Raw genomic sequence first — 25,692 nt, 5'->3', positions numbered from 1 at the left:
ACTCAATGATTGAATGCGAATTCGGTGCTGGTCAGAATGCTCCAGGCGACGTCTTGCAGCGCCGTCGCTCGGTCGTCGCCATATTCGCGTGCGACATCCAAAAGCGACTTCATTTCATCCGCGGTGGGCGATCGAACCAGCGCTCGCTGGAACAAGGATTCGATGATGGCAGCGTCATCGGCGCCCGCTTCGATCTGTTTGCCGATGAAATTCTCTTTGTCTTCGAGTTTTCCGTTCAACGTGTTTCCGTTGGACAGGTGCAGTACCTGAACCATGCTGGGTTCGCTGCTGCGTTCGCACTCGCACGTGATCTCGCGCGGGTTACGTCCGAACGTTTGCAAGAAGTACGAATCGACCGATGAGTCGTAGAGTTCGATTGCGCGCGTTCCCTTCTCGTAGAAGTCGGTGTCCTGGAAATCGGCACCCGGGAAAGCCAATCGCGTGAACGACGTCACCGTCCCGAGGGTCTGGTCGATCGAATCGAGCAGAACTTCGGCCATCATTCGGCGTGGGTAGTAGCGGCTGAGGTACTTCTGCTCGTCGGCGTTCTCGGGAAGCGGCAGACTGCTGCGTTGGTACGTTTCGCTCGCCAGGATCGCTCGCATCAATTGCTTCAAATCGAACTTGGCGTCAATCACATGCTGGGCTGCTGCGGCCAGCAAGGGTTCGTTGGATGCCGGGTTGCTGGCCCTCAGATCGTCGACCTGTTCGACCAAGCCACGCCCGAAGAAGTTCGCCCAAACGCGGTTCGTGATCGCGCGGGCGAAGTACGGATTGTCCGCATCGGTTAGCCAGTCCGCCAACGCATCCCGACGATCGCTCGGGTCGTCGAAAGCAAGCGGTTCGGCATCCAACGGCGCCGGCGGTTGAGGCTTGCCGGTCTTGGGTTGAATCAAATCACCGCTGGCCGAAACGTAGACCGTTCGCAGCCCGTCGCCGTTGCGTCCATCGCCGCCCCAGCCCTTCGCCCGAACCCGTGCGAACAAGTTGGCCATTGCGTAGTACTGGTCGTTGGTCCATTTTTCGAGTGGGTGGTTGTGGCATTTCGCGCATCCGATCGACAACCCAAGGAACGCCTGGCACGCATTTTCGGTCATGTCTTCGGGCGATTGATTGAGCGCATAGAAGTTGGTTGCCCCGTGCTCGTCGCTTTTCCCTTTCGCAGTCAGGATTTCCCGAACGATCTCGTCCCACGGTTGGTTCTGTTCGACGGCGTGATGCAGCCACTGGTAGTACGACTTCACGGCGATCGGGCGAAGCCGTGTTCCGTTGATGACCAACACATCGGACCACTTGTAGGTCCAGTAGTCGACATAGTCTTCGCTGGCCAGCAATCGATCGGTCAACCTCGCCCGACGTTGGTCGGCAGTGTCGGCGAAATAGGCTTCGCGTTCGCCATCGTTGGGCAGTCGTCCGATCGTGTCCACGGTCGCCCGTCGCAGGTACTCGTCGTCGTCGCAACGCGGCGACGGGCTCAGGTGCAACGTCTTGAGTTGCTCTAGGTTCAGTTCGTCGATGAAGTTGGTTCGCGGCGCATCGGCGAAAACGGATTCGGGGACGTCAAACGGGTAAGGAACCGTCATCCGAGCCAGCGCGATTTTGCTGCCGAACCACACCAAGACCGCCCCTTCGCCACTGCCTCTTACTAGCGCCGTTCCGTCACCGTCAACGCTGGCAACGGCTTCGTCCGTCGCGGTGAACTGCGACCAATGCGTCACGTCCTTGGTGGTGCCGTCGTCGTAGTGCCCGGTGACCGCGATCGATGACGTGTCGCCGGGTGAAAGTAGGGCGTTTTCCGGCGAAACGCTGATCCGTACCAATTTTGCATCGGCGTCGGTCGGCGGCGCGGCGCCGTTGGCGATCCACTGGGCCAGCACGTCGTAGTCCGCCGATCCTGCTTGCAGTTTGATGCCGCCTTTGTGAGGCAGTGCGCCCGTCGGTTTCGCCAAAATCAGTGAACGGCCTGGGTCGGCCATCTCGATGCGTCGGCCGCGGGCTTGGCGAGCGATGGCGATATAGTCGGCGTCGGAATCGTAGCCCTTCAAAGACAATCGGAACCCACCTTTGCCGGCGAGCGCCCCATGGCACGCGCCCATATTGCAGCCGCTTTTCGTCAAGACGCTTTGCACGTCGTTACGAAAGCTGATGGGATGTGCGTCATCGGCACAAGCAGTGATGCAAGCGGCAAGGAAAAAAACGCAGGTGGTGATACGATGCATCAACGGGTAACCCTCGGTGGCCCGCGACTCCGCTCGCAGGGCGTGCTCTGATAGTCATGACTTTTGGTGTGAACTGCTTTGCAGTTCACGTCCCGCGAGCGGAGTCGCGGGTCCACACAGGGTGGCCGGCTTTGCAACCTGTTGAAAAAGGGGTCTGACCCTTTGGAGACGTTGCTGAAACATTGTGAATTCGAAACGTCGGAGAGGGTCAGCCCCCTTTTTCAATAGGCTGTTAGGCGAACAGTTCTTTGATTTCGCGAACACCGAAATCCACCAACGGGAACGGGCGTCCGCCGGGGCCCGGCATCTCGGCGTGCAGGTCCAAGCCCAGACTCTTGAAGATCGTGGCGATGATCTCGCCCGGGTTCGTTGGTCGATCTGCCGGCACGGCGCCGATCGGATCGCTTGCACCGATTGCGCGACCGCCTTGAACACCGCCGCCGGCAAACGTGCAACTGAAACACTGGGGCCAGTGGTCTCGCCCGCCCGCCGGATTCACCTTTGGTGTCCGTCCGAACTCGGCCAATCCGCACACCAACGTATCGCCCAGCAATCCACGTTGATCCAAGTCCGCGATCAATGCCGAATAGGCTTGGTCGTACATCGGCGCGACGATGTTCTTCATGCCGTCGATGGTCGTGAACGGTTTGCTGCCGTGGATGTCCCAGGTGATTTCGCCGAACACCGTCAAGAACGTGTTGATCGTGACAAACCGAACGCCCGCTTCGATCAAACGTCGTGACAACAAACAACTCTGGCCGAACCGATTCAAGCCGTAGCGTTCGCGAACGGCGGTAGGTTCTTTCGTCAAATCAAAAGCCTCGCGAGCTTGCGGGCTGTTCATCAATCGGTAGGCGGCTTCGAAGTTCTTGTCCAACATCTTGGCCGACTCAGTCGCTTCCAGTTCGGCCATGCGACTCTCGATCGCCGCCCGCATTCGACGCCGTCGATCGATCCGTACATCACCCAACGTCTTCGGCGGCAGCAGGTCGGGAACCTTGAAGTTTTCGACGCTCGGGTCGGCCATCAAAGAGAACGGGTCATACGCCTTGCCCAGAAAACCGCCCGCTTGTCCGTTGGGAAGATTCCCTCCACCTCGCCCCATCGTTTCGGGCAGCACCACGTGGGCGGGCAAGTCGCTGCGCCGGCCTCGAATGTATTGCAGCACCGCGCCGGCATGCGGATAGTTGACGCCGCCATTGAATTGCCGGCCCGTTTGCATCATCTGCCATCCCGCGTCGTGGACGGCCGCGGCGGTGTGATAGCACGAACGGACGATCGAAAACTTGTCCGCAACCTCGGCGTGACCGGGCAGGATTTCGCTGACTTGGAAATCTCCCTTGGTCGAAATCGGTTTGAACGGGCCGCGGATTTCCGCCGGCGCATTCGGCTTCATGTCGAACGTGTCCAATTGGCTGGGCGCGCCCAGATTGAAGATCATGATGCAGGACCGTTTGTCCTTGGACGGATCAACAACGCCTCGTTCGGCCGCGGCCAGGAATTCGGGCAGCCCCAGCCCGATCGCCCCAAGAGCACCGATCTGCAGAAAATCGCGACGACGAGTGCCGTTGCAGGTGTGCGATGAACCGCGGGACGTCAAATTCAGCATCGGGACAGACTCATAAGCGACGGGGAAATCCTCACCTTCGGAAGACCCCATGGTACATGTCGCTTCCCAAGCCGGATTGCAGTGATCGCGCATTTGTTTGTACAAATCGCGCATGGATACCGAGAAGCTTCAGTTGCGAGCGAATTTCTTTGCCTCTTTGGACGACCCAGCCACGTTGATGCGGCTACTCGACTTTTTGCCCAACGTTTACGCCTACGCCAAGAATTCCAACGGCCAATTCGTCGCCGGCAACCGGTCCTGGCTGAAAATGCGTGGTTTCACGTCAGTCGACGAAGTGACGGGCAAGACCGACCGAGAACTGCACCCGCTGTACTGGGCACTGCAGTACCAGGAAGAGGATCGCCGCGTCATCGATTCGGGATGCGAATTGGCCGAACAAGTCTGGCTGGTGCCGTCAGGCGACGGAAAGTTGAGCACCTTCATCAGCACAAAGATCCCGCTGCGTGACAAATCCGGCGCCGTCATTGGCATCGCCGGAGTCATGTATTCGACCGACAACAACGACGCCAGCACCGGCCAACCGGATCCGATCGGCAGAGCGACCACGCTGATAGCGCGGCGGTACGGGGGCCCGCTGAGCGTTGCCGAGATCGCCAAGGCGGTCGGATTGTCATCAAGCCAATTGAACCGCCGCTTCCGAACCAAGTTTCAGATTCCCCCGTCGGAGTATCTGCAGCGTGTTCGCATCCACCAAGCCAGTCGCTTGCTGACCGAAACCGACGCACCGATCAGCGAAGTCGCGTTGGATACGGGCTTTTTCGACCAAGCTCATCTGACGCGAACGTTTCGTCGTTGGATGGGGATGACGCCGACCGAGTTTCGCCGATCGGTAAAGTGAGTTCGGTAAAGTGAGAATGACCAATTCAGCTATACTGGCGTCATATCCATCCTTCAGGCGAATCCCTCATCCGAGACCACCGATATGCAACGCCGCGACATGATCAAAACGATCGCCGCAGGAACCGCTTTGTTGTCCACGCCGGCGCTCGCCCAAGAAGCTGCCGCCACCCGAGCAACGAAGTTCAAGCTCGCCTACGCGCCACACCCCGGGATGTTCAAGGTCCTGGCCGGTAACGATGTGATCGACCAAATCAAGTTCTGTGCCGACCAAGGATTCACGGCGCTCGAATACAACGGCCTGCTAACCGAAACGCCCGAAATGCAAACCAAGATTGGCGAGACGCTGGCCAAATTGAACATGCATATGGGTGTCTTCGTTGCCTACGCGAACTTTGACAAGCCAACGTTTACTCGACCTGATGACGCATCGACCGCCGAAATCATGAAGGCGATGAACGACGCCGTCGAAGTCGCCAAGCGAGTCGGCGCAACGTGGTTCACCGTCGTGCCCGGCAGCATCGATCAACAACACGTCGATGACAAGTGGAATAAATACGGCAAGGCGCTACTTGCCGAAGGCTACCAAACGGCCAACGTGATCGACATGCTGCGGCGATGTGTCGACGTGATCGACAAACACGACTTGGTGATGGTGCTAGAGCCGCTCAATCCATACGCCAATCACGGCGGAACATTCCTGCAACGCAGCGATCAGGCGTTTGCAATCTGTCGGGCCGTCGATAGCCCGTCCTGTAAGATTCTGTTTGACATCTATCATCAACAGATCACCGAAGGCAACTTGATCCCCAACATCGACGCGTGTTGGTCCGAGATCGCGTATTTCCAATCGGGCGACAACCCGGGACGAAAAGAACCCTACACGGGCGAGATCAACTACCAAAATGTCTTCGCTCACATTCACTCCAAGGGATACACCGGCGTGATCGGGATGGAGCACGGCAATAGCCAGAACGGCGTCGAAGGCGAGAAGGCCGTCATCGCGGCCTATCGCAAATCCGATGACTTTTAACATCGCTTGCTTCGAAACTTTTCGGCCGAATCCCATTCCTTACGCCATTTAACCCCAGAACTCGGTCCCTTGAAGAATCACGGTTTCTTTCGTATCGCCGCCGCCGCGCCGGCAATGTCCATTGCCAATCCGGCGGCCAACGCCGCGGCTTCGATGCGGATGATCGACGGGGTCGACGCAGATCTTGTCGTTCTGCCCGAACTGGGTCTAACGGGTTACACGTGCGGAGACTTGTTTGCGTCGGATGCATTGATCGAATCGGCGATGGATGCACTTGCCGAGATTGCAGCGCACACATCTTTGCACCGGAAAGTGGTGATTGTCGGATTGCCAATGGTCGTCGGCAACTCGCTGATGAACGTTGCCGCGGTGATGGCAGGCGGCAACATCGAGGCTGTGATACCGAAGACGTTCTTGCCGACGTATCGCGAGTTTTATGAAGGGCGCCATTTTCGAGCTTCGACGGGGGCCGATCCGAAAACGATCGAATTGTTTGGGGATGACGTTCCTTTCGGAACCGACATTTTGGTGCGTCAGGGTGATGCGGTCATCGCGGTCGAAATCTGTGAGGACTTCTGGACACCGATTCCGCCCAGCTCGCACGCCGCGATCGCGGGCGCCAATGTGCTGGTGAATTTGTCGGCCAGCAACGAAACGATTGGCAAAGCGTCGTGGCGCCGCGACTTGGTACGAAGTCAATCGGGCCGATGCATCGCGGCTTACGTCTATTCGTCGGCCGGTCCAGGCGAATCCACTTCGGATTTGGTCTTCGGCGGCCATTGCTTGATCGCCGAAAACGGCGGCATTCTGGGTGAATCTCGCCGTGTTGGCGATGGTGTAGATCCCTCGCACGTCGGCGAAACGATCGTGACGCGCGACGTTGACCTGCAGCGTCTGGCCCACGACCGGCGCGTCATCGGATCGTTCGATGATGCGATGACTCGGGCTCACCGAGACTTTCGTACGGTGACGATCGAGCTTCCCGAAGTCGATGAAGATCGGGGGCCTCTGCCGCGAATGGATTTGCTGCGTCACTTAGATGCGCACCCGTTCGTGCCGGACGAAAGCGACGAATTGGAAGCTCGTTGTGCCGAGATTTTTGCGATTCAGACTGCCGGGTTGATCAAGCGATTGTCGCGTTTGGGCAAGAATACGACGTTGTCGATCGGCGTTTCGGGTGGACTGGACAGTACTCTAGCGCTGCTGGTCGCAATCCGAGCTTGTGATGCGATCGGGAAACCGCGAACGGACATTGCCGGGATCACGATGCCCGGTTTTGGTACGACGGATCACACCCGTGCCAGCGCCGATCAGTTGATCGAGTTGACCGGCATTCGTCCCGAACTGATCGATATCCGTCAATTGTGTCTCGACACATTTCTATCGCTCGCGCATTCACCGCTCGGCATCTCGATCAACGATGAAACCAAAGTCGACGGATTGCAATCGACGCTGAACCAAGTTTCCGACGACGCCAAGGATCTGACGTTCGAGAATGTTCAGGCGCGGATTCGCACGATGCTGTTGATGAGCCGCGGTTTCGTGCTGGGCACGGGCGACATGAGCGAACAGGCACTCGGCTGGTCAACCTACAACGCCGATCACATGTCGATGTACAACGTCAACACGTCGATTCCCAAAACTTTGGTCCGTTTCTTGGTGCGGTATGCCGCCGACCACGATCACGACGGTCCGCTGCGAGAAGTACTGCACCGAATTGCCGACACGCCGATCTCGCCCGAGTTGTTGCCGCCGCGATCGGACGGGACGATCCGCCAAGCGACCGAGGCGACGGTGGGTTCCTACGAGTTGCTGGACTTTTTCTTGTACCACTTTGTCCGCAACGGTTTTGATCGCGACAAGATTCTGTATTTAGCTTCGCATGCGAAGTTCGATCAAACCTATGAATCAGAAACCATTGCAACGACGTTAGACGGTTTCTTTAAGCGATTCTTTATCAACCAGTTCAAACGCAACTGCGTTCCCGACGGCCCAAAAGTCGGCTCGGTCAGTCTGTCGCCGCGTGGCGATTGGCGAATGCCCAGCGACGCGGACTCGGATGCGTTCCGTGAATGATCGCGAGGCGGATGAAAAGTTCGTCGGCACGGCGGTGGATCGGTCCCTGGTCAGTCAGGACGGCGCGACACAAATCACCGCGCGGTTGGCGGTCGGTGACGGGCCGGCCCAGCGAATCGCACTGGAAGGCGGTTGGATGTCGCCGACGGCGATCGAGATCACCGAAGCTTTCATGTCGCCGGAGGACTTGGCGCCGGGATACAAATTGTTGGATGTGATTGGGCAAGGAGCCCTCGGTGTCGTTTACCGCGCGCATCAAGAACGGCTTCGTCGCGATGTCGCTGTCAAAGCGATTTTACAGGCCCGGTCGACCCAGTCGGGTGTATTGCAGCGTTTTCAAAAAGAGGCCACCGCGATCGGACGAATGCAGCACCCCAATATCGTTTCGGCGTTTGATTCGGGAACGCATCGCGGTCGCGTTTATCTGGTGATGGAGTGGGTGCGTGGCGGCGATCTGCGATCGCGAATCGAACGTGGCCGCCTGCCGCTGGCTCACGCCTTATCGATTGTCAAACAAGCCGCGATGGGATTGGCCTACGCCGCATCTCACGACATCATTCACCGCGACATCAAGCCGGCCAACTTGATGTTGGCCGATGCCCCGGCCGGTTACGATCTTCCACCCGGGGCGCCGCTGGTCAAAATCGCGGATTTTGGCTTGGCTCGCTTCAACGACCCCGGCGGTATCGAAGACGATCAATTGACCGTGACCGGCGCCACACTTGGAACGCCGATGTATTGTGCACCGGAACAATTGACCGGCGATCCGGTCGACCATCGCGCGGATATCTATGCACTCGGCGCGACGTTGTTCACGATGCTGTCGGGCGTACCACCGTACGATTCCGTGCGGATTCACTCGCTCGTGTTGGCCAAAGTGACTGGCGAGCCACCGCGTTGGGAACAGTTTCCGGATACTGTGCCGACGTCTGTGCGAGAGTTGATCGTCGACATGATCCAACCGGATCCGTCGAAACGCATCGCGGACTACGCGACTCTGATTCGCCGCATCGATGCGCAAGTGCATGCACCGGAGTCGAGTGTAGCCAAGTCGGGCACGTCGATCGTACCGTCGCGACTCCATCGCCGAACCGTCATCACCGCGTTGGTCGCGGGGATCGTAAGCATCGTTGGCGTCGGCGGCTTGCTGATTTCAAAGAAAAATTCCGACGTAAAGCCACCGAGGTCGATTGAGACGCTTTGGTCCCAGCCGCTGTTCGATGGCCAGTCCCTCGCCGGTTGGACGAATCACCAATCCGTCTGGAGCGTGCGAGCAGATGCCGAAGGGTCTCGAGTTCTGGCCGGCAAAGGTTTGATTTCGCATCCCATTTCGGAATTGCCGTCGGAATTGAGTGGCCCCGCCGTTGGACGCGGCGTTCGCGTTCGTGTCGACACCAGTACAGCGGGCGCGGCGGAGGTCCAGCTGGCATTCGAGGCCGAATCGCCAAACGAAACCATCCAGTGGTGCGTGCGGCTGACTCGCGGCGAGGCACAATTGGGTCGTCGCGCCGGCATCGATGGCGAATGGGTCAAACACGCGGGACATGCGGCGGATCAGTCCCCAGATTCCGAATCGCCGGTCTGGCAAGACGTCCAATGGAGTCAGTTTGGCCAGCGATGGTTTGCCTATCACGACGGCAAGCTGCTGGGCAGTTTCGACGTCGTTGCGGAATCCACCCCGGTGCTTCGACTGGCGGCGGAAGGTGGTGAAGCCTTTTTCTCGGACATCAGCGTTTTCGGTCTCGAATCGCAATCGACGTAGACTGTGTTCACACGGTGTCCCAATACAGCTTTCATGCGAATCAAAATGCCTTTGACCTTTCCGAGCAACTCGACGACGCTTCATCCACTCGGGCCGCTTGTCCTGGTGCTCTCGTTCGTTTCCGTCGGTTCAGCCGAAACGGTTGATTTTGGCCGGGATATTCGCCCGCTGCTTAACGCGCACTGCGTTTCCTGTCACGGTGGAGTGAAGAAGGCGGCTGACATTTCGTTCATCCATCGCGACGAAGCACTCTTGGTGATCGAACCGGGGCACCCCAACGATTCATTGTTGATCCAGCGCATCACGTCGACCAACGAATACGAAGTCATGCCGCCGCCCGAACACGGACATCCGTTGTCGGACGAAGCCGTCGCGTTGTTTCGAACCTGGATTGCCGAAGGTGCATCGTGGCAACAACCGTGGTCCTATGAAGTTCCCAAATCGATCGAGGTGCCGCGAGTTGGCGATGTAAGTTGGCCCCGTGGATCGATCGACGCGTTCGTCTTGGCAAGGCTAGAGAACGAAGGCATTGCGCCAGCACCAGATGCGTCGCCAGCCCAATGGTTGCGCCGAGTCACCTTGGACTTGACCGGCATTCCGCCGACACCGTCCGAGCATAACGACTTCATCGCCGCGGCCGAGCATTCGGGAGAAAAGGCGTACCGCACCAAGGTTGATGACCTGCTGCGTCGTGCCGGTTTCGGACACCGTTGGGCGTCGGTGTGGCTGGACCAAGTTCGGTATGCCGATTCGCGCGGTCTCGGTTTAGACGGCCGCCGCGAAATTTGGAAGTACCGCGATTGGGTGATCCGTTCTTTCAACGACGACATGCCGTATGACGAGTTCACCATCAAACAGATCGCCGGCGACTTGTTGCCGGATGCGACGATCGACGATCGGCTTGCAACCGCCGCCAATCGATTGACGCAAACCAACGAAGAAGGTGGTACCGATGATGAAGAGTTTCGTATCGCCGCGGTCTTAGATCGCGTAAGCACCGTTTGGCAAACGTGGCAGGGCATCACGTTTGGTTGTGTTCAGTGTCACAGCCATCCCTACGACCCGATCAACCACGAAGAGTTCTATCAGTTCGCGGCGTTCTTCAACAACACCGTCGATTGCGATTTGAACGAAGAGTACCCGCTGTTGAGCGTACCGTTGGACGACAGAGACTTTGCCCGGGCCGGTGAAATGGACAACCAAGTGAATGCCCTCGAAGAATCGCTTTGGGCGCGAGAACGTGCCATCGTTGCGGACGAAGACGACGGATGGTGGCCGATCAATGACTTCACCGCTGCGGCAACCGAACAAACGAAGGTCAAGACCGAGACACGCGACGGACGCACCGAGTTCGTAACGTTGGATACCCTTTCGGTGGGTACCGCCATGACCATCGACGCGAGTTTGCCGGGTCAGCATGAAACGATCTCTGCGATACGTGCGACGTTCCTGCCTCGCCATCCGGATACGGCCAAAGCGGATTCGGAATGGGGTTTCATGGTCTCGCACTTCGAAGCCGCGTTGATCGCTGCCGACGGGACTCGTACGCCCGTCGCGTTCACGCGAGTGATCGGCGACGAACCGCATCCGATGAAGGATCCCGAGCAGAGCCTCAATGCAAAGAACAGCGACGGATTTGCCGCATACTCCCGCATTCACCACGCCCGATCCGCCGTGTTTGTGCTTCGCAGCCCCCTATCGTTAACCGCCAAATCACACTTAGAGCTGAAGTGGTCCAACAAGGCGCAGATGCTGGGTGCGTTCCCGCTGGTTACCCGCCGTGGATATTTCGAGGCCTCCAGTGAACCGGACCTGATGGAAAAACTGGCCGCCGACGATTTGATCACCAGCCGAAATCACCTCAAGAAGCTCAAGGGCGTACGCCGATCGATTGCATCGAGCCGAACGCCGGTCATGGCCGAACGTCCGGCCAATCTGAAGCGACCGACCCACGTGTTCATCCGCGGCCTGTTTTTAACCAAGGGTGACGAAGTTGTGCCGCAGATACCACTTGCCTTCGGTCGACTGCCCGACGACGCGCCGAAAGATCGCTTGGCGTTGGCAAAGTGGCTTGTGTCGCCTGAAAACCCGCTGACCGCGCGGGTTGCCGTCAACCGCGTGTGGTCGATCCTGTTCGGGATCGGGTTGGTCGCGACCGAGGAAGATTTTGGCACCAGCGGTGAAACGCCTTCGCATCCCCAGTTGCTAGATCACTTGGCGATCGAGTTCGCTACGACTCAGGGTTTTAGTACGAAGAAACTGATTCGATCAATCGTGCTCTCCCGGACGTACCGTCAATCGGCCGCCATCCGCGCGGACGTGCAGGACCACGATCCAGAGAACCGTTTGCTTGCTCGTGGTCCGCGTTTCCGGATGCCTGCAGAGATGGTCCGTGACCAGGCACTGGCAGCGTCGGGCTTGTTGTCCGACGATTTTGGTGGGCCGCCCGTGTTTCCGCCCATCCCCGATGGAATTTGGAAACCGTTTGCCGCTGACAAATGGAAAACCGCTGGTCCGGGCGACCGAAACCGGTATCGGCGGACGATCTACACCTACACCAAACGCAGCATTCCGTACCCGATGACGTCGACGTTCGATGCACCGTCGCGAGAATTTTGTAGTCCTCGGCGGCTGCGATCGAATACTCCGCTGCAAGCGCTGGTAACTTTGAACGATGTGACATTCGTTGAATGTGCGAACGCATTGGCCCAACGGATGGAATCGAATGGAAGCGATTTGAACCAAAAGATCCGATTCGGTTTTTTGGCGGTGGCGAGTCGAGAGCCCGATGCGGCGGAAAGTTCAGCGATCGAGAACCTGTTTCAACAATCGGTCGATCACGGATCCAGTCGCGGCGACGCGATGCGCGACGTTGCTTCGGTGTTGATGAACCTTGATGAAATCATGAGCAAATGATGAAACGAAAAGAAACGATTGGGCAACAGTGTTTTCGTCAATCGCTGGAAGATCGAACGCGACGGCATTTCCTGCGAGACTCGACGACCGGCTTGGGGGCGTTATGGCTGGCGTCGCAATCCGCTGCGACCGATGCTGCTGTGTTGCCAAAGCATGCACGCGACAATCCGCTCAGCCCCCTGGCACCGCCGCTTTCGGCAAAGGTCAAACGAGTCATCTACTTGCATATGGTAGGTGCGCCCAGCCAGCTTGAACTGTTCGATTACAAGCCCGACTTGAAGATGCTTGACGGGAAAGACTGTCCACAATCTTTCTTGGACGGCAAGCGGTTCGCATTCATCAACGGAACGCCCAAGATGCTCGGACCGCAGTTCCCCTTTCGACAGCACGGTGACTGCGGTGCGTGGTTCTCAGATCGGATGCCTCACTTGGCTTCTCACGCGGACGATCTGTGTTTTATCAAGACGATGCAGACGGACCAATTCAACCACGGGCCGGCCCAATTGATGGTCCACACCGGGACCTCGCAAATGGGGTCGCCGTCGATCGGTTCTTGGGTGACGTGGGGACTGGGTACCGAGAATTCCGACTTGCCCGGTTTCATCGTGCTGTTATCGGGTGGGCGGTTGCCGCGAGTCGGGAAGGCGCTTTGGAGTGCCGGTTTTTTGCCATCGGTTTACCAGGGCGTGCAGTGTCGATCGCAGGGTGATCCGGTGCTGAATGTGTCGAATCCCAACGGAGTGACTCGCGAAGAACGGCGACGGGTGCTGGATACGCTAGACGAATTGAATCGGCATTCGCACGAATCGTTCGGTGATCCCGAAACGTTGACGCGGATCGCCCAATACGAGATGGCGTTCCGCATGCAAGCATCTGCACCGGAGGTGATGGACCTGAAGAACGAGTCTGCGCAGACGCTGGCGGCCTATGGCGCCGATCCCGAGAAAGAGTCGTTCGCTAACAATTGCTTGTTGGCACGCCGGTTGGTCGAAAACGGAGTCCGCTTTGTTCAGCTTTACGATTGGGGCTGGGACACTCATGGATCCAGCAAAAGTGAAGCACTCGAGTTCGGACTGGTCGACAAGTGCAAACAAACCGATCAGCCGATCGCAGCGTTGTTGGCTGACCTGAAGAGTCGCGGATTGATGGAAGACACGCTAGTCGTATGGGGCGGTGAATTCGGAAGGACGCCGATGCGAGAAAATCGCGGCGGCAAAGAGATGGCTTTCATGGGGCGTGATCACAGCCCCGACGCGTTCACGATCTGGATGGCCGGCGCGGGCGTTAAATCGGGCTACACGCATGGCGAAACCGATGCGGTGGGTTACACGCCCGCCGTCGATCCGGTGCAAGTACGTGACATGCATGCGACGCTACTGCATTTGATGGGTTTCAATCATCAACAGATGAGCTACCCGTTCAAAGGCCTGAATCAAAAGCTGACTGGCGTGAAAGAGGCACGTGTCGTAGAGGCGATTTTGGCTTGATCCAGATTTGGCGTTGGCGGATGTGTGTTGTTTGCCCCCAATCGGCGACTGAGCAGTGACTTTTGGTGAAAAATGGGTCAGTTTCTGATTTTTCATTGCGGCTAATCGCAAAAATGTCGCGTAATGTCTATGAGGCAGTTGAGCTGTCCAGGGTGCTACTGATGCCGAAATCTTTTCCCTTAGGCGGGTCTTGGGAGTCGGTTTTTTGCTTTGTTAAGATCTTGTGAAAAACGTTCGATATGAAAATAAAGATAATTTCGTCTCATCCAAACCTTTTCTTTTCTCGCGAAGTAACCTGCGAGCATCGATTGACCGAAAGCGGTCGGCGATAATCGTTGTCAAAGCGTTCTCACCGATCACGGGTGAGCAGTTGCTTGTCCGGGCGTGGGTGAACAGGTAGGGGTACCGTGTTCGCCAATTGATTTCCGCGGACAACCGCCTGATGCTTGAGGCACGAAACTTGGTCCCGTAGGGCAGTACATGAGAGGCACAAGATGACATAGGGTCGCTTCGGCGATGCCCTTTGCCAGCAGAGAATCACTTGACTAGGAAAAATGTCCGTGCAGCATCCAGCGATACGTCGCGTCGGATGGCTGTCCGGCCACTTTTGAAATGGTTTGGCGAAAGATCCACCACCACTGATTGCGATCGGTCTCGATCCGGTAGTAGTCGCGGTTGATCGAAGGGCCTTTCCACCATCCGGTTTCGATTCTTTCTGGTCCCCAATGGCGGACGATGCGATGGGTCACTCCGTGGATTCGCAATCGCTCGGGCAATGTAGGAAGACACGTATCGCAGGCGAATGATGAGTCCGCCCAAGCGATCGACAAAGGCAGCGGATTTTTTAGCAGGGCCACAGGCCGGCGCATCGCGTCGGTCGGTGACGGATGGAATGAGGAATAACGACGGTGAGTCGCATGACTTCGCCGGTGTCGACCGGATCGATTCGAATCGCCGATGAGATTTCCGGCCATAGGAAAAGTTTGGTAAGCGTTTTCGGGCAACGGATCGCCCGTCAGTTTGAGTTCGACAACGGCATTACGCCCGAGTCGACCGCTCAGCGAATCGATCAGTCGGCTGATTGACGAACCGCTTAGCGAGTGAGTGGATGAGGTGGATCGGGTCGGCGACGCCGACTCGAACAACGGTGTTTGCACCGTACGAAGCGGACCAGTCAACGTGACTGAAACCGTTAACCGTTCGACAGCGGATCGCAAACGAATTTGTTCCAAACGATGAACCAACAGACCACTTAAATGTTTCGCGTCGGCCGACGGCGCGAACAAACCGATATCCAGGGTCAGTGGCGGGTGGATCGAAAGATCCAGGCGACATGTTAAGCGTAGTGCCCCACGCTGGCGTGTCGCCAAGCCCGCCCTTACCTGGTCGGTTAGCCGCTCGATTCGATCGGCCAAAATTCGCGAGTCCGTTGTCGGATACTCCATCGACAACGTTTCGCTGTGCTCGGCCTCGGCGTGATATACCCCGACGGGTTCGTCGACTTCACCGAGCGCCTGCTCGATTCGCCTCACCAAACCGATGCCCAGTCGTGGCGCGATCCCGCTTCGTGGTAACCGTAACAAGTGGCCGATCGTCTCGACACCCAGTCGACCGAGCGTCTCGGCAGTCTCCGGTGCAATCCTTAGTCCGGTCACGGGTAGGTCTTCGATCGCCGCGCGGTCGTCGCCCGGTGGCACGATGAAGCAGCGGTCTTCGGCGGCGTGCGATTTGGCGATCCGCGTGTGGGCGACCGCCCAAGCCGCACCGACCGAATCGGCGATCGCCAACCGACCGGCCAAGCCCATCGATGTTAACAGCGTGGTGACCGCGTCCAGCGTGCCCGCTTCGCCGCCGAACAGATGGGCGATGCCGGCGATGTCACAGATCAGCGATTCGCATTGGTGCCGCAAATGGCCGGCCCATGGGTGCGTGTCCAGCGACTCGATGGCGACCATCGGCGAAATGGTTTGCTGCATCCACCATGCGACTTGGTCCAGTTGTTGTCGGTCAAGGTGTTCGTCGTGGCGCTGGACGACGACATCATCCAGCTCCGCCGCCAAGCACATTTGGTGTGCCTGGGCGATGGACATCCCCACACGAACTCGCGCCGACCGAACTCGCGGACAACACGCCACCACCAACCGGCCTCGCCGCGAACGATCGTCCCAAAGCAGCAGCGGATCGGGTGAAACCGAAGCAGTTGCCGACTCAGGCTCAGACCCTGTTGCAGTCGCCGACTCAGGCTCGGCGGCGCTCGGCTGGGCGAGTCTTCGTCTTTGGATGGGCCAATTCGGAAGCCAAACGCACAGCAGCCGTTTCATGATAAGGAACCGATCGAAGGTGTTTGTTCGTTGTGTCGCGGGCGGCACTGTTTTGGGTCAGGCTGATCAAGCGACCGCCATCGTCGATCAACACCGTTGTCGCTGTACCGCCGGCTGATCCTCGGCAGCGATCTAGTGTCACCCGCAGTGCCGGATAGGCGGTTTGCTTTTTCGATTCGAATCGAACGTCTCGGGCCATGGCGACGTGGAACGACGTTTCCGCAAAACTGGGCCGGCCGCGCGTCACGATCGGGCGGACGAACAATCCAGGCGTACCGCCGGTTTCGGACGCCAATTGAAATCGTCGTGCGTCGCGGTCATCCAATTGGGCGCCGACGACGGACCACACCGCCGCGACCGATTCGCATCGCAGCGACTGGTCAATCGACCAAACCGCGTCGGCATGCGAATTGGGCCGGACCCAAATGATTCGATCCGCCGGGATCCCCAACGAGACCGCGGCGGGCGGATAGAAGTCGGCTTCGCGCGCCACCACCACCAAGGGGCCCGGGTGGGCAGCGATGCGGCCCGCGGCGGTCACCAACGAAAGAGCGCAGGTGGCGTTGGAATGATTGTCGCCGATCCAGTGGGTCACCGAGTCGACTTTCAATCCGCCGCGAGGCAACATCGCGTCGATGTCGGAGTGGCCAGCCGAAAAGGTCTCGACGGTCGGCCCGGCGGCGGCTTCGACCGTGCTGATACAGCCAGCTTGGACACGCAGTTGCTGTAAAATCTGTTCACGGCTCGGCGGCGTGGTATCTTCAGGTTGGGGCGAAGCGGACGGCTTCACCTTCCCTTCGGTCGGATCGACTCGTTTTGCCTCACCCTCCTTCGGGAGGGTCGCGAGGAACGAGCGGGGAGGGATCGGTGCTAGCCCTTCCCTCGCTGACGCTCGACCCTCCCGTGGGGAGGGTAAATCCTGGGCGAAGGCGAACGTTTGTTGGAATGCCACTCGGTTCACCTCCCTGGTCGAGCTCGGTTGGATTAAAGTCAGGTGGACGGCAGAACACCCAATGCTAGCAACTTGGTGTAACTGCGTACAGTATCTTTAAGTCGGTTTTTTAGGCAACTCGGATGCAGAAAATTCGTTGGTTCTTTCTGATCGTCGGCATCCTGCTGGCCTTATCGATGGCGCTCCAGAACAATGCTTTGACGGACGTGCGGCTGCTTTGGATGGACGCCGCGTTCCCGTTATCGGTGTTATTGGTGGTTTCCACGGCGGTGGGGTTCTTGTTCGGGGCGTTGGTGACCGCGTCAATGCTGCGAAACCGAAAGTCGACGAAAAAGGAAGTCGTCGTGGTGGAATCCAAAAAGGACGCCGGCAAAACAGGAGCTTCCCAGGACACGTCGCCGCTCAGGTAACCCGGCCGCTTGCGAGAGCGTCCGACTTAGATTTACCAACCTTTTCAAGGAGAGTCTGAGCCTAAGCGAGGGGAGGATTCGAGCAGACGCTCCCCCTCTCCTCGCTTAGGCTCGACTCTCCCGAGGGAGAGTGAAGTCATTGTAAAACACGGCCAAAACTGAATCACCTAAGCCGGACGTTCGCCGCAGCCTCACCTTGCACGTCGGCGGGCGGCCATTTGCTCGCGGCGTTTGGCGACCAAGTCGTACCGCAGCAGCACCAATCGGGCCAAATCGCCCATGTGGTTCAGCCCGCCTTCTTCGCGTTTTTCGCCAGACCGTTTGGCTGATACCTGGGCTATCGCAGAGGTCGAAACGGGCTCAGCGGCCGGTTGGGCGACGGGCACATTCACGACAGGGACGATCGGGGTGGCAGTGGTTTCAGCGACCGAATCGAACAGCAACATTTGGGTCATCGGGAAGTCTCCGGCAAAAATTTGTTTCCGCCGAGCCTCCGTTGGCTCGACAAAAACGATTCTTCGCTAAGCCCGTGACACGTCTGGTCAAAGGGTGGCGGAATAGGTGTTGGGGATTAGGTGTTAGGTAATGGGGATTTGATGCTCGATCCGGCCGAACCTTCTTGCTTTGGTTTCTCTCAGCTATAATGCAGTTGTGGAATCAACCACGGCTTTTCATATAAGGAGCGTCACCTATCACTGCGCGTGAACCCCACCAAGTCCAAGACGACTCGCCCGAACGCAGCATCTTGGCACGTATGATCATGCCCGGCGAACCCGTCGAGGCCGATCCGTTGGAAGAACTGCACGGTTTGGCAACCACCGCCGGCACTCAAGTCGTTGATGAATTGATCCAACGACGTTCGGCCGCCAACCATTCGACTTACTTGGGCAAAGGAAAAGTCGAAGAGCTTCGATTGATGGTTGAACGGTACGACGCCGACCTGATCGTCTTCGACAACGACCTGTCACCCGCTCAGGTTCGCAATCTCGAACAAGCCACCGGTGCCCGCGTCATCGACCGGACGGAATTGATCCTGGACATTTTTGCGGCCGGCGCGCGGACGCACGAATCACGATTGGCGGTCGAGTTGGCACAACTCGAGTATTCGCTGCCGCGGTTGAAACGGATGTGGACGCACTTGTCGCGGCAAGCGATGGGCGTCGGCATGCGGGGGCCCGGCGAAAAGCAATTGGAAGTCGACCGTCGTATCGCCCAGAAACGCATTCACGATTTGCAAGCCGAGTTGTCGCAAGTCGAACGTCGTCGAGAACGTCAAGTTGCCGCTCGCAAGGAATCGCCGACGGTGTCGTTGGTCGGTTACACCAACGCGGGAAAGAGCACATTGATGAACGCGCTGACCGATGCCGACGTGTTGGCCGAAGACAAACTGTTCGCGACGTTGGACACGCGAACCCGACGATGGCAATTGCCCGGCTGGGGCACGGTGCTGTTAAGCGATACGGTTGGTTTCATTCGCAACTTGCCGCACTCGTTGGTCGCCAGTTTCAAGTCGACCCTTGAAGAAACTCGCCAAGCCGAGCTCTTGCTGCACGTCGCCGACGCCAGCAGCGCGACTGTCTTTGAACAGATCGCGGCGGTCTACGAAGTGCTAAAGGAATTGGGCATCGAGGAAAAAGACACGCTGTTGGTGCTGAACAAGATCGACGCGATCGAAAGCCCCGCGGTGTTGAACCGCGTTCTGGACCGTTACCCCAACGCAATTCCCGTCAGCGCCCAGTCGAACAAAGGTTTGACGATGTTGACCGAAGCGGTCGGCGAAGCACTTGGACGCGAATTCTTGGACGTCGAAGTCGATGTCGCCGTGACGGACGGGAAACTGTTGTCGTACTTGTCAGCCAAAGGCGAAGTGTTGTCGCGAGAATTCGGCGACCAGATCACCACCGTCCACGTCCGCATGCCCGTCGCCGCGATGGGGCCGGTTCACAAATCGGCCAAGGACATTCGCCCGATCGACGATCCGTCACGGCGGACAATGCCAATGGGCACGGTCCATCACGACGATGTCGATGTCGGTGATCTGCCGATGGGCGACGCGCCCAGCGAAGTGGCTTGATCGCGTGCGATTGAATCCCGACGGCGCCGTCACCATCGTGACCGGCGCCAGTAGCGGCATCGGACGCTGTCTTTGCGAAATGCTATCGGACCGCGGCGCAACGGTCGTCGCCGTTGCCCGGCGGCGCGAGCGATTGGAAGAACTTCGCCAGCGGGCAACCGTCGGCAAGATCATTCCCGTTGCTGGCGACATTACGGATGGCGGCGTGCGCGAATCGATCATCGATGTCGCAGCAAACGTGCGTGGCGGCGCGGTCGACTTGCTGGTCAACAATGCGGGCGTCGGCGCGATCGGTCCGTTCGCCGATGCTTCGCCGGCCCGGCTGCGCGAAGTGATGGAAGTCAACTTTTTTGCGCCCGCCGAACTGACACGAATCGCGATCAAGCATCTGGCGAGATCGCCCGCCGCCGTGATCGCCAACATCAGCAGCGTGTTGGGCCACCGCGCCGTGCCGAACAAAAGTGAATACTGTGCCAGCAAGTTTGCGATGCACGGATGGAGCGATTCGTTGCGAGCCGAGCTGGCACCGCGCGGTATCCAGGTCACCCTGGTCAGCCCCAGCACCACCGACAGCGAGTTTTTCGACGCGTTGGTTCACACCGGCGCCGACCAAACGTCGTCCAGCATCGGCAGCTGGACGCCCGACCGCGTCGCCCGTGCGGCAATGGCGGCGATTCTGGCACGCCGCAGCGAAGTCATCCTCAGCCTTGGCGGCAAAGCACTCGTCTATGCCGACCGCATAGCTCCGCCGATCATGAATGCGATTCTGAAACAGAAGTAGAGCTAGCCAGTTCTACAACTTAGGCAACGATCGTCGTGGATCGCTCCGCCGAACCAACACCTGGAACTCGTTGGATTGCGGAGCAATCCACGACAATCCGGACTACCCAGTTTCAAAAACGGATTGGATCTGGAAACGGAAGTAGCTCACACGACAAATCCGTCGCCAAGCCGTAAACTGACGTGTGGTCATCCCGAGCTACTCGAACCGCGAACGAATCTCATGAAAGCTGCCTATCTGACCGCGACTGGTGCGCCCGACGTCATTCAATTCGGCGACCTCGATACACCCACGCCCGGCCGCGGCGAAGTGCTGATCCGCGTCCATGCCGTTTCGGTCAACCCGATCGATACCTACGTCCGCAGCGGCGTGGTCGCATTCGATTTGCCGAAGCCCTACATCCCCGGTTGCGATGCGGCCGGTGTCGTCGAAACCGTCGGCGAAGGCGTCCATCACGCGAAAGTGGGCGACCGAGTTTGGTGTACCAACCAAGGATTGCTGGGGCGACAAGGAACGTTCGCCGAGAAGATCGTGATCTCACAAGACTGGTGCTATCCGTTGGCCGATGAAGTCTCGTTCGTCGACGCGGCCGCGTGCGCCCTGGTGGGCGTGACGGCTCACTTGGGTCTGTTCCGCGAAGCCGATTTGCAAGGCGGCGAAACCATCTTGGTGATCGGCGGCAGCGGCGGCGTCGGTTCGATGGTCGTGCAGATGGCGCGCGTGGCCGGCGCAACGGTGATTGCCACCGCAGGCAGCGAATCGAAATGCGAAGCCGTCAAGAACCTGGGCGCTGACGTGACGATCAATTACCAAACCGAATCCTTGGCCGAAGCGGTCAAACGCGAAGCCCCCAAGGGCGTCAACGTGTTTTGGGAGACTCGCCGCGAACCCGATTTTGATTTGGCCGTCGACCTGATGGCGGGCCGTGGCCGGATGGTATTGATGGCCGGTCGTGATGCCCGACCGTCGTTTCCGGTCGGCCCGTTCTATGTCAAAGAATGTTCGCTACACGGGTTTGCGATGTTCAAAGCGACGGCGTCCGAAATTCGAGCAGCCGCTGAGGACATCAACCATTGGTTGGCGATGGGAAAATTGAAAGCCACCATCGGCCGAACGCTACCACTTAGCGAAGCCGCCCAAGCACACCGTTTGCAAGAACAAGCGACACTGCAGCAATCCGGTGAACTGATGGGCAAGATCGTGCTGACGGTCGACTGATACGCTGCTTACTGCGGATGTTCAGCGCCGCAACCGTCACTGCGAAAACAAACTTGGGAAGACTGCATGAGCTTTGAAACGATCCAGTTGGCGACGGGCCGAGAGATGCCTTCGGTCGGGCTTGGCCTGTGGAAGATCGAAAACGCGATCACAGCCGACATCGTTCGCAGCGCCATCGATTGCGGCTACCGTCACTTCGACAGCGCCGCCGATTATGGCAACGAGATTCAAACCGGCGAAGGGTTATCGGCTGCTTTTCGCGACGGCGCCGTCGCTCGCGAAGACCTGTGGATCACCAGCAAACTGTGGAACACGTTTCATCATCCCGATCACGTGCGGCCGGCTTTGGAAAAGTCGTTGCGAGACTTGCAGGTCGATTATCTGGACCTGTACTTGATCCACTTTCCGATCGCACAAGCCTTTGTGCCGATCGAGAAACGTTATCCACCAGGTTGGTTTGCCGATCCCGATGCGCCGAATCCGACCGTCCAAACGCAGCCGATCCCGATCATCGATACGTGGCGGGCGATGGAAGCGTTGGTTCACGACGGATTGGTGCGTGACATCGGGGTTTGCAACTTCGGTGTTTCGTTGCTTCGCGATTTGGACAATCAAGCCGAAATTGGGCCGGCGATGTTGCAGGTCGAAATGCACCCGTATCTGACCCAAGAAAAACTGCTGCGGTTTTGTGACCAGTCCAACATCGCCGTGACCGCGTTCTCGCCGCTAGGGGCACAGTCGTATTTTCAGTTGAACATGGCCGAGGCGAGTGAATCGCTGTTGGAACACGACACGATCAAGTCGATCGCGACGGACGTTGGTCGAAGCCCGGCACAGGTGTTGTTGCGGTTCGGTGTCCAGCGAGGCACGTCGGTGGTTCCGAAGACTTCGAACGTTGATCGTTTGAAAGAGAATTTGGCGGTCTTCGATTTCACGTTGTCGGATGACCACATGAAGCGAATCGCAGGACTCGACCGTCATCGTCGATTCAATGACCCCGGCGATTTTTGCGAAGCTGCGTTCAACACATTTTTCCCAATCTACGAATAGTCTTTCGAAACGAATCGGCGATAGGAACTCATGCGTTTTTTGAGTGTCGTACTGTTTTTCACGTTCACTTCGCTTGCGGGGGCGGAGGATTCTGAGGCGTTGGTTGCCGTCGCCCGATACTCGCAAGTCGAAACGTTTGACGACTTGGATCAGTTAGCAAAACAGACCGCATCGTCGGATTTTGTACCTCGGCGTGCCGTGCCGGAATCTTTGGCGGCAATGGTGTATGACCAATACGTCAAGATTCAATACAAGATCGAGAATGCGACGTGGTGGGGAACGGATCGGCCTTTCTGGATCGAAACGTTCCACCAAGGGTTTGTACAGCGCGACCGCGTTTGGTTGTTCGTTCGCGAAGACGATCGAAACCGGTTGATCCCGTTTTCGACGGACGACTTCACTTATGATCTTCATGGCTTGGATCCGAAATCCATCGCTGATGCCGGTCATGCGGGAATCAAAATCGCCGGACGTTTTCCTAGGGGCGCCGAAGAAGAATTCTTGACGTTTTTGGGGTCCAGCTATTTTCGCGCCCGCAGTGAATCCAACGTTTACGGTGCGTCGGCACGTGGTTTGGCGATCGACATTGCAACCGAGGGTGCCGAAGAGTTTCCGTTCTATCGTGCGATTTGGATCGACGAACCCACCCCGGATGCAAAGTCCGTCACGGTGCGTGCGTTACTGGATAGCCCCACCGTCTGCGGCGCTTACCAGTTCGAATTGATGCCCGGCGCGACGACGACGTCGATTGACGTTCGATCGTCACTTCATTTTCGCCGAGTCCCCAAGAAGCTGGCCATCGCACCGCTGACCAGCATGTGGATTTGGGGCGATGGTTTGCGCGGTCCGCCCAAAGACGCGCGGCCGTCGGTTCATGATTCCGACGGCCTATTGATTCGCACCGGCGAGGCGGCCCATAGCGACTGGACCTGGCGAGCGATCGCCCGACCGCCGTATCCCTCGGTGACTTCGTTTCCGACCGATCGTTTGCTCGGGTTTGGTTTGATGCAGCGGAATACCTCGTTCTTTCATTTCGACGATCACAACGCGTTGTACAACAAACGGCCCAGTGTGTTCGTTACGCCGCACGGTGATTGGGGTGCGGGCCGCATCGAGCTGTTGGAATTGCCCGGTGCTCACGAAGGCATCGACAATCTTGGTGCCTACTGGATCCCCCAATTACCCCCCACAACGGATGCCCCCCTGCGGCTTCGATACACGGTCGAGTTTTTCGGGGGCGACCATGGCGGGCAATCCAACGTCGCTCGGGCGACGTCGCTGGAACTGAAACGCGGCGCCGAGTCGATTGCATTGACGGTCCGCTTTGCGGGCGAAGTGATCCGCGAAATCCCCGCAACCGCGTATATCGACGTCGCGATCGCCACGGTTCGCGGTGCCATTTCCGAACAAAAGCTGACCAAGACGCAAACCGGCGACTGGCTGCTAAAAATGGTCGCAACGCCCTCGGAACCGGCACCCATGGAGATCAAGGCAACGCTGCGTCACCGCGGGCAGCCGGTCTCGGAGACCTTCTCGTATCTTTGCCCTCACGACGAGCCGCAATTTGTCTACCCAGACGTCTACACACGGTAATTTCACCGCTCCTTACCTAAAAACGCCGTTTGGAATAAGCTAAAAGCGTTGTAAATTCCTCGGTTTGACCCTGCCCCGTTGTTTCCCGCTGATTTTCCATGACTCCCGCAAAACTCGTTCTTGAAGACGGCTCCGTATTCCCTGGCCAATCGTTCGGCGCGGCTGGCGAAGTGACCGGCGAGGTTGTTTTCAATACGTCGATGACCGGTTATCAAGAAATCTTGACCGATCCCAGCTATCACGGCCAAATCGTCACGATGACGTACCCGGAAATCGGCAACTACGGCGTCAACGAAATCGATGTCGAACACCGCGTTCCGTCGCTGTCCGGGTTTATCGTTCGCGAGCTCAGCCGGATCCACAGCAACTATCGCGCGAGCGGCGACCTGGACACCTATTTGAAAAAGCACAACGTCATCGCGTTGTCGGGTATCGACACACGATCGTTGGTGCGGCACATCCGAACCGCCGGAGCGATGCGAGGTATTTTGTCGACCACGGACGCCGACAATGCATCGTTGATTGCCAAAGCCAAAGCCGCACCCAGCCTGGTCGGACGCGATTTGGTTCGCGAAGTGATGAGCAAGTCCGTCACATCCTGGGACGAAAAACTTGACGATTGGACCGCTTGTGAAATCGGTGCGGCCGTCGATTCAGGTGGCGGCACCCACGTCGTTTGCATGGACTTTGGCATGAAGTGGAACATTCCGCGACACTTTGCGTCGCGTGGTTACAAGGTCACGATCGTACCCGGCGACACGACAGCGGCCGAGATCATGAAACTGTCGCCCGACGGTGTGTTTCTGTCCAACGGTCCCGGCGACCCCGAGCCGCTTGACTATGCGATCAAGACGATCAGCGAGCTGTTGGGGAAGACACCGATTTTTGGAATCTGCTTAGGTCATCAGTTGTTGTCACTGGCATGTGGCGCGAAGACCTTCAAGTTGAAGTTCGGCCATCGCGGTGCGAACCAACCGGTGATGGATCTGACGACGGGCAAGGTTGAGATCACCACGCAAAACCACGGCTTCGCAGTCGACGCCGACTCGTTGCCCGCAGACCTTGAAATCACACACCGTAACTTGAACGATGATACGGTTGCGGGCGTGCGCCACAAAACCCATCCCGCATTCGGTGTTCAGTATCACCCCGAAGCGGCCGCCGGACCGCACGACAGTCATTATCTGTTCGACCGGTTCCAGGATCTGCTGACTGCTGCGGCAGTTTGACAGCGACGCTGGCATCCCTCGAATCTCGCCTCGCCATGAACCGGTGAATCTTTGTATGATCCCGACTTCGTGGCAGTCGTGTTACCGTCGAATGGATCGACGAT

General features: G+C 58.1%; 18 protein-coding genes. 13 read left to right on the top strand and 5 right to left on the bottom strand.

What is annotated here, in order from left to right; all coding sequences use genetic code 11:
- Positions 1-2 precede the first annotated feature (2 nt).
- Positions 3-2,219 carry a DUF1549 and DUF1553 domain-containing protein gene (locus Poly51_RS04760; RefSeq protein ID WP_146454702.1) on the bottom strand — a complete coding sequence of 739 codons (2,217 nt, stop codon included), beginning with the start codon at positions 2,217-2,219 and terminating at the stop codon, positions 3-5.
- Positions 2,220-2,451: 232 nt separating this feature from the next.
- On the bottom strand, positions 2,452-3,828 hold the full coding sequence (locus tag Poly51_RS04755; RefSeq protein ID WP_146455218.1) for a DUF1501 domain-containing protein: 1,377 nt from the start codon (positions 3,826-3,828) through the stop codon (positions 2,452-2,454).
- Between the two features lie 112 nt (positions 3,829-3,940).
- On the opposite strand from Poly51_RS04755, the gene Poly51_RS04750 reads away from it, so the two are divergent.
- The 6 genes from Poly51_RS04750 (at position 3,941) to Poly51_RS04725 (ending at position 13,960) form a co-directional block, all read left to right on the top strand.
- A complete protein-coding gene (locus tag Poly51_RS04750) occupies positions 3,941-4,687 on the top strand; it encodes an AraC family transcriptional regulator (RefSeq protein WP_146454700.1) in 747 nt (248 codons plus the stop codon).
- 84 nt (positions 4,688-4,771) lie between these two features.
- Complete coding sequence (locus Poly51_RS04745; RefSeq protein ID WP_146454698.1) at positions 4,772-5,719, top strand: hydroxypyruvate isomerase family protein; 948 nt, start codon at positions 4,772-4,774, stop codon at positions 5,717-5,719.
- A gap of 114 nt (positions 5,720-5,833) precedes the next feature.
- Entirely contained in the window at positions 5,834-7,795 is a 1,962-nt protein-coding gene (locus Poly51_RS04740; protein ID WP_222435796.1) for an NAD(+) synthase, read from the top strand.
- Positions 7,788-9,557, top strand: a complete 1,770-nt coding sequence (locus Poly51_RS04735; protein ID WP_186775340.1) for a serine/threonine-protein kinase — start codon at positions 7,788-7,790, stop codon at positions 9,555-9,557. The genes Poly51_RS04740 and Poly51_RS04735 overlap by 8 nt, the downstream gene beginning before the upstream one ends.
- A 45-nt stretch (positions 9,558-9,602) precedes the next feature.
- Complete coding sequence (locus Poly51_RS04730) at positions 9,603-12,473, top strand: PSD1 and planctomycete cytochrome C domain-containing protein (RefSeq protein ID WP_146454692.1); 2,871 nt, start codon at positions 9,603-9,605, stop codon at positions 12,471-12,473.
- Positions 12,470-13,960 (top strand): DUF1501 domain-containing protein, encoded by a 1,491-nt coding sequence (locus tag Poly51_RS04725; protein ID WP_246114260.1) that lies wholly within the window; start codon positions 12,470-12,472, stop codon positions 13,958-13,960. The genes Poly51_RS04730 and Poly51_RS04725 overlap by 4 nt, the downstream gene beginning before the upstream one ends.
- A 545-nt stretch (positions 13,961-14,505) precedes the next feature.
- Here Poly51_RS04725 and Poly51_RS04720 read toward each other — a convergent pair.
- Together Poly51_RS04720 and Poly51_RS04715 are read right to left on the bottom strand one after the other, a co-directional pair.
- Positions 14,506-16,281: a Y-family DNA polymerase gene (locus tag Poly51_RS04720; protein ID WP_146454690.1), complete on the bottom strand. Its 1,776-nt coding sequence runs from the start codon at positions 16,279-16,281 to the stop codon at positions 14,506-14,508.
- Positions 16,199-17,071 (bottom strand): ImuA family protein, encoded by an 873-nt coding sequence (locus Poly51_RS04715; protein WP_146454688.1) that lies wholly within the window; start codon positions 17,069-17,071, stop codon positions 16,199-16,201. The genes Poly51_RS04720 and Poly51_RS04715 overlap by 83 nt, the downstream gene beginning before the upstream one ends.
- A 284-nt stretch (positions 17,072-17,355) precedes the next feature.
- Between Poly51_RS04715 and Poly51_RS04710 the strand changes: the two genes are divergently transcribed.
- Positions 17,356-17,643: a lipopolysaccharide assembly protein LapA domain-containing protein gene (locus Poly51_RS04710; protein ID WP_146454686.1), complete on the top strand. Its 288-nt coding sequence runs from the start codon at positions 17,356-17,358 to the stop codon at positions 17,641-17,643.
- Between the two features lie 191 nt (positions 17,644-17,834).
- Here the strand turns inward: Poly51_RS04710 and Poly51_RS04705 are convergent, their stop codons facing one another.
- Complete coding sequence (locus Poly51_RS04705) at positions 17,835-18,098, bottom strand: hypothetical protein (RefSeq protein WP_146454684.1); 264 nt, start codon at positions 18,096-18,098, stop codon at positions 17,835-17,837.
- Positions 18,099-18,397: 299 nt separating this feature from the next.
- Between Poly51_RS04705 and hflX the strand changes: the two genes are divergently transcribed.
- The 6 genes from hflX to carA all read left to right on the top strand — a co-directional run bounded on the left by hflX (position 18,398) and on the right by carA (position 25,588).
- Complete coding sequence (hflX, locus tag Poly51_RS04700) at positions 18,398-19,717, top strand: GTPase HflX (protein ID WP_146455214.1); 1,320 nt, start codon at positions 18,398-18,400, stop codon at positions 19,715-19,717.
- Entirely contained in the window at positions 19,671-20,498 is an 828-nt protein-coding gene (locus Poly51_RS04695) for an SDR family NAD(P)-dependent oxidoreductase (protein ID WP_146454682.1), read from the top strand. The genes hflX and Poly51_RS04695 overlap by 47 nt, the downstream gene beginning before the upstream one ends.
- Before the next feature lie 222 nt (positions 20,499-20,720).
- Entirely contained in the window at positions 20,721-21,716 is a 996-nt protein-coding gene (locus Poly51_RS04690) for an NADPH:quinone reductase (protein WP_146454680.1), read from the top strand.
- A 66-nt stretch (positions 21,717-21,782) separates the two neighbouring features.
- Positions 21,783-22,766 carry an aldo/keto reductase gene (locus tag Poly51_RS04685; RefSeq protein ID WP_146454678.1) on the top strand — a complete coding sequence of 328 codons (984 nt, stop codon included), beginning with the start codon at positions 21,783-21,785 and terminating at the stop codon, positions 22,764-22,766.
- Positions 22,767-22,796: 30 nt separating this feature from the next.
- Entirely contained in the window at positions 22,797-24,359 is a 1,563-nt protein-coding gene (locus Poly51_RS04680) for a glucan biosynthesis protein (RefSeq protein WP_146454676.1), read from the top strand.
- A 98-nt stretch (positions 24,360-24,457) separates the two neighbouring features.
- The gene (carA, locus tag Poly51_RS04675) at positions 24,458-25,588 is read left to right on the top strand and encodes a glutamine-hydrolyzing carbamoyl-phosphate synthase small subunit (protein ID WP_146454674.1); all 1,131 of its coding nucleotides are present in this window, start codon (positions 24,458-24,460) and stop codon (positions 25,586-25,588) included.
- The last annotated feature ends 104 nt before the right edge of the window (positions 25,589-25,692 follow it).

The organism is Rubripirellula tenax, assembly GCF_007860125.1.
Lineage (GTDB): Bacteria > Planctomycetota > Planctomycetia > Pirellulales > Pirellulaceae > Rubripirellula > Rubripirellula tenax.
This window is presented reverse-complemented; position numbering and strand designations above follow the sequence as displayed.

Coding starts and splice junctions, on each gene's coding strand:
- Poly51_RS04705 (WP_146454684.1), bottom strand. CDS start 18,098: ATGACCCAAATGTTGCTGTTCGATTCGGTCGCTGAAACCACTGCCACC.
- Poly51_RS04695 (WP_146454682.1), top strand. CDS start 19,671: ATGTCGGTGATCTGCCGATGGGCGACGCGCCCAGCGAAGTGGCTTGAT.
- Poly51_RS04750 (WP_146454700.1), top strand. CDS start 3,941: ATGGATACCGAGAAGCTTCAGTTGCGAGCGAATTTCTTTGCCTCTTTG.
- Poly51_RS04710 (WP_146454686.1), top strand. CDS start 17,356: ATGCAGAAAATTCGTTGGTTCTTTCTGATCGTCGGCATCCTGCTGGCC.
- Poly51_RS04745 (WP_146454698.1), top strand. CDS start 4,772: ATGCAACGCCGCGACATGATCAAAACGATCGCCGCAGGAACCGCTTTG.
- Poly51_RS04740 (WP_222435796.1), top strand. CDS start 5,834: ATGTCCATTGCCAATCCGGCGGCCAACGCCGCGGCTTCGATGCGGATG.
- carA (WP_146454674.1), top strand. CDS start 24,458: ATGACTCCCGCAAAACTCGTTCTTGAAGACGGCTCCGTATTCCCTGGC.
- hflX (WP_146455214.1), top strand. CDS start 18,398: ATGATCATGCCCGGCGAACCCGTCGAGGCCGATCCGTTGGAAGAACTG.
- Poly51_RS04760 (WP_146454702.1), bottom strand. CDS start 2,219: ATGCATCGTATCACCACCTGCGTTTTTTTCCTTGCCGCTTGCATCACT.
- Poly51_RS04720 (WP_146454690.1), bottom strand. CDS start 16,281: ATGAAACGGCTGCTGTGCGTTTGGCTTCCGAATTGGCCCATCCAAAGA.
- Poly51_RS04690 (WP_146454680.1), top strand. CDS start 20,721: ATGAAAGCTGCCTATCTGACCGCGACTGGTGCGCCCGACGTCATTCAA.
- Poly51_RS04730 (WP_146454692.1), top strand. CDS start 9,603: ATGCCTTTGACCTTTCCGAGCAACTCGACGACGCTTCATCCACTCGGG.
- Poly51_RS04725 (WP_246114260.1), top strand. CDS start 12,470: ATGATGAAACGAAAAGAAACGATTGGGCAACAGTGTTTTCGTCAATCG.
- Poly51_RS04755 (WP_146455218.1), bottom strand. CDS start 3,828: ATGCTGAATTTGACGTCCCGCGGTTCATCGCACACCTGCAACGGCACT.
- Poly51_RS04685 (WP_146454678.1), top strand. CDS start 21,783: ATGAGCTTTGAAACGATCCAGTTGGCGACGGGCCGAGAGATGCCTTCG.
- Poly51_RS04680 (WP_146454676.1), top strand. CDS start 22,797: ATGCGTTTTTTGAGTGTCGTACTGTTTTTCACGTTCACTTCGCTTGCG.